We start from the raw sequence: 12400 nt of genomic DNA, 5'->3' as shown, positions 1-12400 counted from the left end.
ACTAATAAGTGGAATGTGTATGTATGCGCGTCGAGCGATTATAAATAACTCCGGAAAAGGAAGAGGTCAGACAGCCGTCAGTGTTATTGTACCTGCTAGAAATGAAGCGGAGAACTTACCTAAATTACTTAACAGTATAAGTAAAGAGCAAGAAATAGAAGTGATTGTTATGGATGATGGTTCAACTGATGAGACACAAGTTGTCGCTAGATATTATGGTGCGAGCGTATATACTGTTGAAAATGATACTACATGGCAAGGTAAGTCACATGCTTGTTGGCAAGGTAGCAAATATGCAACGCATGATTTATTAATGTTTGTTGATGCTGATGTTCAGTTTGCTTGTGATGATAGTATTCAAAATATAGCCAATCAATATGATTTACAAGGTGGTAAAGGTTTGTTGTCAATACAACCTTATCACAAGATAAAAAAGCTATATGAAAATATATCGGCGATTTTTAATTTAATGACAATCGTAGGTATGAATCAATTTTCAATCACGAAATCAGCAAAGAATGAGCAAGGCGCGTTTGGACCAGTCCTTGTGACAAATAAGCAAGATTATAAATTGACACAAGGACATTTGAAAGCTAAAAATCAAATCATTGAAGGCTTTGCAATAAGTAAAGCATATAATCAGCAAGGTTTGCCAGTTAGTTTGCATGAAGGCCAAGGCGTAGTGAATTTTAGAATGTATTCTCAAGGATATAAAGCGCTATTAGAGGGTTGGAGTAAACACTTTGCACTTGGCTCTCAAGTAACTAAAAAGTCTACGCTTACGTTTGTATTTTTATGGCTATTTGGTTCACTTACAACAGTTTTAGCGATAATTTTTTCAATTAATTTAGGCACGTTATATATATTATTAGCTATTACTCTATATTTTATATATGCGCTACAATTTCATATATTTATTCGAAGAACAGGAAATTTTAATAGCGTTGCGAGTTTATGTCATCCACTGCTCTTCATATGCTTTGTCGTGATATTTTTTAAATCATGGTTAGATATCAATGTATTCAAACGTATATATTGGAAAGGCCGTAGAATAGATTTATAGCTTAGTTTTTTATACAAATGTCAAGAAGTTCTAGGCTTACTGAGGAGGCCAATAAATGAATCAATTAGAGAGAGATTATAACCATTGTCACAATATAATGAAAGAACATTCAAAAACGTTCTCATATGCCTTTGATTTTTTGGATTTAAAAAGGAAAAAAGCAATTTGGGCTATTTATGCAGTTTGCAGAATTATAGATGACAGTATTGATAAATACAAAGACCTTGAGCAATTAAACGGCATAGCTAGAGATTTAGATGTGATTTATAGCGATTGTGATTATATTCAAGCGTATCAAAGTGATGCAGCTATTATGAATGCTTTAAGTAATACATTGAATACATATTCAATACCTAAAAAACCTTTTGAATCTTTAATTCAATATGTGAAGGAAGATTTAGTTTTAAAAGAAATGAAAACTGATTCAGATTTATATGAGTATTGCTATGGTGTGGCAGGTACTGTCGGTGAATTGTTAACTCCTATATTAACTTCATCAAATGAAAATAATTTCGAGCAAGCTGAAGAAGCTGCGATTGCTTTAGGCAAGGCAATGCAAATAACTAATATTTTAAGAGATGTCGGCGAAGATTTTCAAAATGGAAGAATTTATCTAAGTGTAGAAAAATTAGCTCAATATCGAGTTAATCTACATTCTATATATTATGAAGGAGTTACGCCAAATTATATAGAACTGTGGGAAAGTTACGCTACAGAGGCAGTTAGGTTATATGATATTGCATTAAACGGTATTAATTATTTTGACGAAGAGGTACGTTACATTATCGAATTAGCTGCGATAGCTTATCATGAAATACTTGTGGAAGTAAGGAAGGCAAACTATACGTTGCATAAGAAAGTATATGTAAGCAAATTGAAAAAAATGAAAATTTATCGTGAACTTAGTGCGAAATATAATAGGAGTGAAACATTATGAAGATTGCAGTTATAGGCGGCGGTGTTTCAGGTTTAGCTGCAGCTTCAAGATTAGCAGCAAACGGTCACCAAGTAGATTTATATGAAAAGAATCAACAAATAGGTGGCAGGATGAATCAGATCAAGCAAGATGGCTTTACATTTGATATGGGACCAACCATAGTAATGATGCCTGAGATTTATCGAGACGTTTTTAATTACGCTCAAAAAAATATGAATGATTACTTGGAAATTAAACAATTATCACATATATATGATGTTTATTTTAGTGAAACAGATCAAATTCGCGTTCCTACAGATCTTGCTCAATTAAGAGATATGCTTGAAGGTATTGAACCTAACTCTACATATGGTTTTATGTCCTTTTTAACAGATATATACGAAAGATACGAAATAGCACGAAAATATTTTCTAGAACGTACGTTTAGGAAACCTACGGATTTTTATAATCCTTTTACTATATATCAAGGTATGAAACTCAAAACATTTGATAAAGCAGATAATTTAATTGAAAAATATGTTGATAATGAAAAAATCCAAAAGATTTTAGCGTTTCAAACATTATATATAGGTATCGACCCTAAACGAAGCCCGTCATTGTATTCAATTATACCCATGATAGAGTTAATGTTTGGCGTTCACTTTATAAAAGGTGGTATGTATAGCTTTGTCAGAGCGCTTCAAACGCTAAATGAAGAATTAGGTACTCAAATTTATACCAACGTAAACGTTGAAGAAATTATCATTGATAGTAGGTATAAGCGTGCGGAGGGACTAAAAGTAAACGGACATATAGAAAAGTATGACAAAATAATTTGTACTGCTGATTTTCCATATGCTACTTCATCTTTAATTAAAAATGAACATCATCCTAAGAAGTATACGACACAGAAAATTGATAATATGGACTATTCTTGCTCAGCCTTTTTAATGTACATAGGGGTTGATAAAGATTTATCTGAAGATATCTTGTTACATAATGTTATATTTTCAAAGGATTTTGATAATAATATCAATGAAATATTTTCCGGGGAAATATCCCAAGATCCATCAATATATGTATACGCTCCTAGTGTGGAAGATCAGTCGTTAGCGCCAGAAGGTCAAACAGGTATTTATGTGCTGATGCCCGTTTCAGAATTGAAAACAGGTAATACGGATTGGTCTGATGAGTCAACAATCACACAAGTGAAAGATATTATTTACAATAAGCTTTCTACGATTAAAGCGTTAAAAGGTTTGAAAAAGCAAGTTGTGACAGAAATTATTTATACGCCTAAGGATTTTGAAGGAGATTATAATGCTAAATTTGGAGCAGCCTTTGGTTTAATGCCTACTTTAGCGCAAAGTAACTATTACAGACCGCCTAATGTGAGCAGAGATTACAAAAATTTGTATTTTGCTGGAGCTAGTGTTCATCCAGGGGCAGGAGTGCCAATTGTACTGACGAGTGCTAAAATTACAGTTGATGCTATGTTAGAAGATATTAATAATGGTATATAAAAAACGGGAGGGGGACAGAAATCAAATTTTCTAATATAGATTTCGTAGTCCCACCCCGGCAAGGGTGACTATGATTGAAAAAAGCTTGATATAATCGCATTTTCAATTCAGTCACCTACTGCCAAATTGAAAACGAGCCTGAGACATCTATTTATGTCCCAGGCTCGCCTTTTTAACTAATCGAACGTAATGGTTTGTGGTGTGTCTAATTTTTTATCGTTCATAATTTTTAAGGATTTTGGTATTACTTTAATTACACACAAGTTTGGATCATCCTTAGAGTCAAAAAAGGACTTATCTTGTTTGTTCCAAATCCAATCAATAGTCTCTTGATCTTTCAGTATTTCAACATTAGCATCAATTTCTAGAAAACTACGATTATTCGTTTCATCGTAACCTATAAGTACATGAGCTTTGGGATTATCTTTAAATTCAGCAATTTTTTTAGACTCAATGCTTGTCTTAGTATAAAGTGTGTGTCCATCATTATAAAATACCATGTATCTACTATTAGGTGTATTGTTATGTGCAGTAGATAGGACACCTATTTTTGATGTATTTAATATATTTTCAATTTCATTTTGTAATTGTTCGTTATTCATAATTTAATCACCTCTGATAATAATATACCCTGAAGTTGCCTATAATATGTAAGGTATTAAAATTTATTTTATTTTTTAGTGAATTATACAAAAGTTAAAACGGGTATATGATTGAAAACACAATCTTAAGTTAAAGGACAATTATAAGGTGAATTTGTATGAAACACGCTGGGAGGCAATAAAATGCATTTAGGAGTCATACTTAACAGAGTTTTTAGAACGAAAGATAATCCACTTTTTCAATATATAGTGAAGCATCAAAATGAGATAAATAAATTGTATTTTATCTTACCTTTAGAAGATTTAACTGACGCATCAGAAGTAAAACGTGACTATTACCATAAAGTTGTAAAAGGATTTGTAAATGCTTTAGATAAGCATGATATACAACCTTATATTGTCACATACGAAAAGTTAGGTGAATTAGCAGAAACATTGGCGTTATCTCACGTATTAGTAGCAAAAGATATTATGAGTTATCACAAAGAAATATATGACTATCCTCATGTAAAAAAGGCTTTTGAAAATCACCAAGTTACAGTAATTGGACAGCGCGTGAATCATTATTTTGAGCCAACAAAGACTTTTAATAAACAGCAACAGCCTTATAAAGTATTTACTAGTTTTTATAAAGCAAATCGTCAGGACTTAGTACACACCCCTAAAAAAAGTTATCAATTTAAGCAGTTGTCTCAAATTGCGGAAAAGGGTTCAAATCAAAGTGACTTAAAATTTGAAAATAATAAAGATATAGAAAAGTTAGCGCGTAAAGCTTGGGAAGATTTTTTAAATGGTGACATAGCTCATTATGATAAATTGACTGACGATGTGTCGCAGGATTTTGTAAGTGGATTAGGTAAATATTTAGCATATGGACTACTCGATATTCGTGAAATTTTAAATGATTTACTTGAAGATTATGAGAGCGATGAAAAAAATTATGAAGCTTTTATAAGAGAGGTTCTATTCCGTGAATTTTATTATGTGTTAATGACACAGTATCCAGAAACGGCAACTAAATCTTTTTCTGAAAAATATCGAAACATGCAATGGTCGTATAATAAAACACATTTTGAAGTATGGAAAAAAGGTCAAACTGGTTACCCAATCGTTGATGCTGCAATGAAGAAGCTGAATCGTACAGGATATATGCATAATCGCTTACGAATGGTCGTATCACAATTTTTAACGAAAAATTTATTTATTGATTGGACTTGGGGGGAGGAGTACTTTAGACAGTATTTGATAGATTATGATAATGCATCTAATGTACATGGATGGCAGTGGTCAGCATCAACTGGAACAGATGCAGTGCCTTATTTCAGAATGTTTAATCCTATACGTCAAAGTGAGCGTTTTGATGCGCAAGGGTATTTTATTAAAACACAGCTAGAAATATTTAATGATGTGAGCAGTAAATACATTCATGATCCAACTAAATATAAAGACAAGTTACAAGAAATTTATCATATTGAAATTGGAAAAGATTATCCACAGACTATCGTGAATCATAAAAATAGTAGAGATTATGTTATGGATAAATTTAAGCAATTTTGACATATCATCCAATAAAAAGGAGTGATTCATTTGTTGAAAAATGAAATACATCGTATTTATTTAGAAAAAAATAATAATGAGGTAACTATTAATAGATTTAATGTGACATATCACTATACTATATTAGAACAAATTAATGATTTGCCACAATATGGTTATGCAGTTTTAAACCATTTATATGCTAATCCTGGTTTAGAGGCAGACTTCGAGCGTGTGTTCTTAAATAGAGATAAACATCTAGAGAATACTGAAGGGTTTGAAAATCTATTATTTCTAAAGCCACATAGTACACATGAACATCATGTTATCATTACGTTTTGGCAAGACGAAGCAGCTTACAAACATTGGCAAGAGTCTCAGGAATATAAAGCATCCCATAAAAATAGAGGAACCAAGCAAGGTGCTGATAAATCTATTGTAAACAGAAACCTATCATTTAATATTAGTTTAGAATTTAAATAACATAATTTTTGAATTAAATGATATTTCTGCAAACATATAGGCGAGTTATTTAAATACTAACTTGCCTATTTTTTAAGCGATATAAAAATTTTAGCAAAATCACTGATAAGGGGAAGCGTACCACAAATAAAACTAAAAATTAGGTTGTGCGTAATTAATATATTAATAAGATTATAAAGGTTGCAAATATAAATTAAATTGGAGAATTTGAAGAAATATAACTCTTTTAATTGAAAGCGATTTCAATTAAGTGTATTATTTTGTTAAAGGGGTTGATTTTATTGGTAAATATAAAAAAAGAACGTATGAAGATTTATGTTCTAGATAATGGGCGAATGCAAATGGATAAAAATCTGATGATAGCTAATTCAAATCAGGCAACGCTTGATAATCCAAATAAAGAGAATGAGCTACACGAATTTCCGATTTATACCGTTTTTATAGATCACCCGGATGCTAAGATATTATTTGATACTGCTTGTAATCCGAATTCAATGGGCGAAGAAGGACGATGGATTAATGCAACACAAAAAGCTTTCCCTTATTTTTCTGATGAATCATGTCACTTACCAAATAGACTAGAACAATTAGGTGTCGATCCTAAAGATGTGGATATAGTGGTAGCTTCTCATTTACATCTTGATCATGCAGGTTGTTTAGAATATTTTACAAATGCGACTGTAATTGTACACGATGATGAATTCAGTGGTGCAATGAAGTGTTATGCACGTAATCAACAAGAAGGGGCATATATTTGGAGTGATATCGATGCTTGGATTAAAAGTGATTTGACTTGGCAAACTATAGCACGAGATCAAGCTCATTTAAATCTTGTAGATGGTGTGAAAGTTCTTAACTTTGGTAGTGGACATGCCTGGGGAATGATTGGACTTGAAATCGAAACTGAAGAGTTAGGCACACTCATCCTAGCTTCTGATGCCATTTACACACAAGAAAGTATGGAACCAAAATTACAACCACCTGGTATTATTTATGATTCTATTGGATGGGCAAATTCTGTGGAATATATTAAGCGACTTGCCAAAGAAAAGAATGCAGAAATTTGGTTTGGCCACGATGGTAACCAGTTTGAATCTTTTAGAAAGTCTACGGATGGTTATTATGAATAAAGGATGTGTGAAGAAATGAAAACAAAAGCTGCAGTATTATATGAAATGGGTGTTGAAGGGCCATATGAAAAAACGAAGCCTTTAAAAATAGAAACTTTAAATCTTGATGCCCCTAAACAAAATGAAGTGTTAATTAAAATTCATGCCGCGGGTTTATGTCACTCTGATTTGTCAGTGATTAATGGGAGTCGTCCAAGACCAATGCCTATGGCGCTTGGCCATGAAGCTGCAGGAGAAATTATAGAACTAGGTGAAAGTGTTAGTGATTTTGAAGTTGGAGATCACGTTGTCTGTACTTTTATCCCTAGTTGCGGTAAATGTATACCATGTCGTGAAGGAAGACCTGCATTATGTGAAAATGGTGCAGCTTCCAATGAGAAAGGTGAGATGATAGAAGGTGGGTTCCGACTATCTAAAGAGAAAGATGTCATACATCATCATTTAGGTGTTTCTGGATTTTCAGAATATGCTGTTGTCTCAGAAAATTCAATAGTTAAAATAGATCCAGAAATTCCTTATGAACGGGCAGCAGTGTTTGGCTGTGCTGTTATTACAGGCATAGGTACTGTTATAAATACAGCTCAGATTAGACCGGGGAGTAACGTAGCTGTAGTGGGTCTTGGTGGCATTGGACTCAATGCTATAATAGGCGCAAGACTGGCTGGAGCTAACGAAATTATTGCTTTAGATATTAACGAAGATAAATTTGAAATTGCTAAAACTTTAGGTGCAACAGCAGTGTTTAACTCAAGTGATGAAAATGTGATTGATGATGTTAAAGCATATGTGGCAGGTGGTGCTGAATATGTATTTGAAACAGCTGGCGTTGTACCTGCAATGCAAGTAGCATATGCAATAACAAAACGTGGTGGTTCAACAGTGACCACAGGTTTACCTGATCCAAAAGCAGAGTTATCATTTCCACAAGTAACGTTAGCTGCTGAAGAAAGAACGATTAAAGGTTCATATGTAGGTAGTTGTGTTCCTGATCGTGATATTCCTAGATTTGTAAGTTTATATCGTCAAAACCGGCTTAATGTTGATCCACTAATAAGTAATGTCATTTCACTTGAACAAATAAACGAAGGTTTTGACCAATTAGCAAACGGCGATGCCGGTAGAATTATTATCAAAATGGTATAATAACAATTACTATAGCGTCTATCTTTAGATGGACGCTTTTTTGAATATTATTTATTTTTTGGTTCTGTTGCAAAGTTGAAAAATAAATGTCTAATCTCAATTTTAAAATAATACTTTGTGTTAACTTGTTAGCATGATGCTAATTTCATGGCATGGCGAAAATCCGTAGATCTGAAGAGACCTGCGGTTCTTTTTATATAGACCGTAAATACATTCAATACCTTTTAAAGTATTCTTTGCCGTATTGATACTTTGATATCTTGTCTTTCTTACTTTAATATGACGGTGATCTTGCTCAATGAGGTTATTCAGATATTTCGATGTACAATGACAGTCGGGATTCAGTTTAAACGCTTTAATTACTTTAGCCATTGCTACCTTCGTTGAAGGTGCCTGATCTGTAATCACCTTTTGAGGTTTACCAAATTGTTTAATGAGACGTTTGATAAACGCATATGCTGCATGATTATCTCGTTGCTTACGCAACCAAATATCTAATGTATGTCCCTCTGCATCAATGGCACGATATAAATAGCTCCATTTTCCTTTTATTTTGATGTATGTCTCATCAATACGCCACTTATAATAGGCTTTTTTATGCTTTTTCTTCCAAATCTGATACAAAATTGGGGCATATTCTTGAACCCAACGGTAGACCGTTGAATGATGAACGTTTACACCACGTTCCCTTAATATTTCAGATATATCACGATAACTCAATGCATATCTTAGATAGTAGCCAACGGCTACAGTGATAACATCCTTGTTAAATTGTTTATATCTGAAATAGTTCATACAGAAGACTCCTTTTTGTTAAAATTATACTATAAATTCAACTTTGCAACAGAACCAATATTAATGTTAGTGATGGGACTAGGTCCTACAACTGTAGTGGTAACGGTATTCTTATACGCACTATTACCAATTATAAAAAATACATTTACTGGTATTGTTGGTGTCGATGAAAATATTAAAGATGCCGGTAAAGGTATGGGAATGACGCGCAATCAAGTCTTGCGTATGATTGAATTACCATTATCTTTATCAGTCATTCTTGGTGGACTGAGAATTGCGCTTGTTGTAGCCATCGGGGTTGTTGCAGTCGGCTCATTCATAGGTGCGCCAACTTTAGGTGACATTGTTATTCGAGGTACGAATGCAACAGACGGAACAACATTTATTTTAGCTGGTGCAATTCCAATTGCTTTAATTGCAATTTTAATTGATATCTTCTTAAGATTTTTGGAAAAACGTTTAGATCCATCTAATAAAACGCATAAGAAGAAAAAACACGAACCACAAAGTATTAATTAATAAAGGTTGTGACTGACTTTGGCAATATTATCAATAAACTATAATTCGACGACGATTGGTATGCATCATCCTTTTATAGTGATTTTACCTGAAGACGCTACTTATTTTGATTCAAACGCACAACCGAAAGCGTTGAAAACGTTATTGCTTTTACACGGACTTTCAAGTGACGAAACATCGTATATGCGTTATACGAGTATTGAACGGTATGCAAATGAGCATCAATTAGCAGTAATCATGCCGAATGCAGATCATAGTGGTTATAGTAATATGGTGTATGGGCATAAATATTATGATTATATACTTGAAGTATTGGATTATGCGCATCAAATATTACCACTCTCGACTAGCAAAGAGGACAATTTTATTGCGGGACATTCGATGGGTGGCTATGGCACAATCAAATATGCGCTGTTAGAAGGTCATCGTTTTGCGAAAGCTTGTCCTTTATCTGCTGCATTTAACGCACAAGGTTTGATTGATTATGATTGGTATGATTATTCTGGATCTGCAATTGCTGGTCCAAATGCACAAGTAGCAAATACAAATTTAGATCCGTATTATTTAGTGGATGAAGCGATTAAGAAACAAAAAGAAATTCCCGAATTGCTTATCATGTGTGGTACAGAAGATGATTTATACCGAGACAATCAGCAGTTTGTACAATATTTAAATAAACGCCAAATACCAAACATATTTGAAGATGGACCTGGTGAACATGATTACGCATATTGGGATAAAGCGATACAACGTGCAATCAAGTGGTTCATAGAAGGAATATAGAAAATCAAATCGGAATGATATGAGTCAAAAAAAGCATCCCCATAGAGGGATGCTTTTTTACGTATATTAGAAAAATTTAAACTAATTTACAGTATAATTAGATGATTTAAATTCTTCTTCTAATTTACCTAAATGTCTTAAGGTAGGTGTCAATGCTGCAAAGAAAAATCCCTCTTTCAACTTACGTGCTTGTGGTGCTTTAGGAGAGTATGCTCTTGAACCACCATTGACCATAGACGCCTGATTAACTTCTAATAGTAAATATCCAGCTTCTTTTTTAAGTCGAATAAGTTCGCCAAATTGATTATCCAAATCATTTTTTGCAACAAGGTTATAAAAGTCTTGCTTGATCTGTTTATAGCGTGATTCAAAATCTGAAATGTCGTATTCTAAATATTTATTGATGCCATTTTGTGCGTCAGAGAATTTATGAATTAAATCAAGTGAAGCACGAACGGAACCTAGGGCAATAGGCACTTGTAGTGTTACAAATTTTGGTCGAATATCTGAGGCAAATGATTTTGCGTCATGCGTGATGATTTGCGTGTCAGGAATCAGTACATCATCCATCGTTATCGTAAATGTTGCTGAACCATTGACACCTAAGAAATTTGACTTCTCATCAAGTGTAATACCATCTTGATTGGCATGTACAATAAACATTACTAATTCATCATCAGTTTCAGACTTTGAAATGGCCCCAAAGTAGTGATCAGAACCGATATTGCTTACTGCTGGAAGTCTACCGTTTACGTAAAATTTTCCCTCTTGATAATGGTGAGATAAATTGAAAGACTCTAAATCATTAAATGATTTCATAGGATTTGATAAACCAGTTGCGCCTAATATATCACCATTTAATAATGATTGTTGTAAATCATGATTTAAATGCGCTTGGTCAGCATTTTCTAAGTATGTTGAGAATGCGAGTTGGCACCATAAGCAAAATCCTGTAGTTAGACAAGATTTGGATACTTCTTCAATAATTTCTAAATTATTTTTCAAATCATTTTCTTTAAAATAACCTTCTTTAAATAAAGTTTGAATAAATTGTTTAGGATAGTGTGTACCTTCATCTATTTCAATTAAATATGGATCTAATTCATTTTCGATAAGTATTTGTAAACTCATAATAACGTCTCCTTTATTCTCCGAATCGTTTTAGAATTAATTTTTCTAAATAACTAATAAATCTATCTATAATAAAGCCGAACAAACCAATAAAAAATATTGCGGCTAATACATCTTCTAAGTTCAACATATTTCTTGCATCTACTATCAAAAAGCCTAATCCAGACTGGGCACCAATCATTTCACCAGAAACTAAAAATATCCAACTCGTACCTACAGCCATATGAATACCACCCATAATATGTTTGAAGGCACCAGGGAATAAGATATTTTTATATAATTGCCAACCTGTTAAGTTAAGATTTGAAGCGATTTTTAAATATTGAGGTTCAATATGTCTAATGCCTTTAATTGTGTTAAAAACAATCGGAAAGAAAGCAGCGATAAAAATAATTGCCATAGCTGGTAAGCTACCGATACCAAACCAAAGTACAACGAAAGGTGACCAAGCGATAGGTGATATAGGTCTAATTAATTGTAAAAGTGGTTCGATGGCATGGAATAGTGCATTTACACGACCTAATAAAAATCCGATAGGAACACCGATTAAAATGGCAAGAACAAATCCGACTATGAAACGAAATAAACTAATAAACAAATGAGAAAATATTTCCCCGGAAATGATGAACTGCCAAATGCTCTTAGCAACAAGTAAAGGACCAGGTAAGAGGATAGGTTGATAATTTCCTATCCAAATCACGCATTGCCATATAAATAAGAAAATGATGAAACTAATAATAGGTAAAGTGAATTTTTTAGTTAATGCATGTGTCAAT

At 33.1% G+C, this 12400-nt stretch carries 12 protein-coding genes and 1 pseudogene; 9 read left to right on the top strand and 4 right to left on the bottom strand.

All coding sequences use genetic code 11. From position 1 onward, the window contains the following. The first annotated feature begins 19 nt into the window (after positions 1-19). From KA900_RS11765 to KA900_RS11755, 3 genes are read left to right on the top strand one after another with little or no spacing between them, the layout of a single operon-like run. The gene (locus KA900_RS11765; RefSeq protein WP_245339185.1) at positions 20-1063 is read left to right on the top strand and encodes a glycosyltransferase family 2 protein; all 1044 of its coding nucleotides are present in this window, start codon (positions 20-22) and stop codon (positions 1061-1063) included. Between the two features lie 55 nt (positions 1064-1118). Then, positions 1119-2000, top strand: coding sequence for a phytoene/squalene synthase family protein (locus tag KA900_RS11760; protein ID WP_002510647.1), 882 nt, complete (start codon positions 1119-1121; stop codon positions 1998-2000). Beyond that, positions 1997-3502, top strand: coding sequence for a phytoene desaturase family protein (locus KA900_RS11755; RefSeq protein ID WP_210139671.1), 1506 nt, complete (start codon positions 1997-1999; stop codon positions 3500-3502). The genes KA900_RS11760 and KA900_RS11755 overlap by 4 nt, the downstream gene beginning before the upstream one ends. A 176-nt stretch (positions 3503-3678) precedes the next feature. Here the strand turns inward: KA900_RS11755 and KA900_RS11750 are convergent, their stop codons facing one another. Beyond that, on the bottom strand, positions 3679-4104 hold the full coding sequence (locus tag KA900_RS11750) for a pyridoxamine 5'-phosphate oxidase family protein (protein ID WP_210139670.1): 426 nt from the start codon (positions 4102-4104) through the stop codon (positions 3679-3681). 183 nt (positions 4105-4287) lie between these two features. Here KA900_RS11750 and KA900_RS11745 point away from each other — a divergent pair, with 183 nt between their 5' ends. The 4 genes from KA900_RS11745 (at position 4288) to KA900_RS11730 (ending at position 8396) form a co-directional block, all read left to right on the top strand. Continuing rightward, positions 4288-5661 carry a cryptochrome/photolyase family protein gene (locus KA900_RS11745; RefSeq protein ID WP_210139669.1) on the top strand — a complete coding sequence of 458 codons (1374 nt, stop codon included), beginning with the start codon at positions 4288-4290 and terminating at the stop codon, positions 5659-5661. A gap of 30 nt (positions 5662-5691) precedes the next feature. Beyond that, positions 5692-6123 (top strand): antibiotic biosynthesis monooxygenase family protein, encoded by a 432-nt coding sequence (locus tag KA900_RS11740; RefSeq protein ID WP_037576424.1) that lies wholly within the window; start codon positions 5692-5694, stop codon positions 6121-6123. Positions 6124-6404: 281 nt separating this feature from the next. Further along, entirely contained in the window at positions 6405-7253 is an 849-nt protein-coding gene (gene ahlS / locus KA900_RS11735) for an AhlS family quorum-quenching N-acyl homoserine lactonase (RefSeq protein WP_210139668.1), read from the top strand. Positions 7254-7268: 15 nt separating this feature from the next. Then, positions 7269-8396, top strand: coding sequence for a zinc-dependent alcohol dehydrogenase family protein (locus KA900_RS11730; protein WP_210139667.1), 1128 nt, complete (start codon positions 7269-7271; stop codon positions 8394-8396). A 120-nt stretch (positions 8397-8516) separates the two neighbouring features. Here KA900_RS11730 and KA900_RS11725 read toward each other — a convergent pair whose 3' ends face one another. Further along, the gene (locus tag KA900_RS11725; protein ID WP_210139666.1) at positions 8517-9191 is read right to left on the bottom strand and encodes an IS6-like element IS257 family transposase; all 675 of its coding nucleotides are present in this window, start codon (positions 9189-9191) and stop codon (positions 8517-8519) included. A 57-nt stretch (positions 9192-9248) separates the two neighbouring features. On the opposite strand from KA900_RS11725, the pseudogene KA900_RS11720 reads away from it, so the two are divergent. Both KA900_RS11720 and KA900_RS11715 read left to right on the top strand, forming a co-directional pair. Continuing rightward, positions 9249-9710: pseudogene (locus KA900_RS11720) on the top strand (ABC transporter permease); the annotation flags it as partial. An 18-nt stretch (positions 9711-9728) separates the two neighbouring features. Then, positions 9729-10493, top strand: a complete 765-nt coding sequence (locus KA900_RS11715; protein ID WP_037537721.1) for an alpha/beta hydrolase — start codon at positions 9729-9731, stop codon at positions 10491-10493. Between the two features lie 81 nt (positions 10494-10574). Here KA900_RS11715 and KA900_RS11710 read toward each other — a convergent pair whose 3' ends face one another. Together KA900_RS11710 and KA900_RS11705 are read right to left on the bottom strand one after the other, a co-directional pair. Then, positions 10575-11624, bottom strand: coding sequence for an acyl-CoA dehydrogenase family protein (locus KA900_RS11710; RefSeq protein WP_210139665.1), 1050 nt, complete (start codon positions 11622-11624; stop codon positions 10575-10577). Between the two features lie 13 nt (positions 11625-11637). After that, on the bottom strand, positions 11638-12399 hold the full coding sequence (locus KA900_RS11705) for an ABC transporter permease (protein WP_002482415.1): 762 nt from the start codon (positions 12397-12399) through the stop codon (positions 11638-11640). Position 12400 lies beyond the last annotated feature (1 nt).

The sequence above is a fragment of the Staphylococcus sp. GDY8P120P genome, assembly GCF_017892065.1.
Lineage (GTDB): Bacteria > Bacillota > Bacilli > Staphylococcales > Staphylococcaceae > Staphylococcus > Staphylococcus nepalensis.
This window is presented reverse-complemented; position numbering and strand designations above follow the sequence as displayed.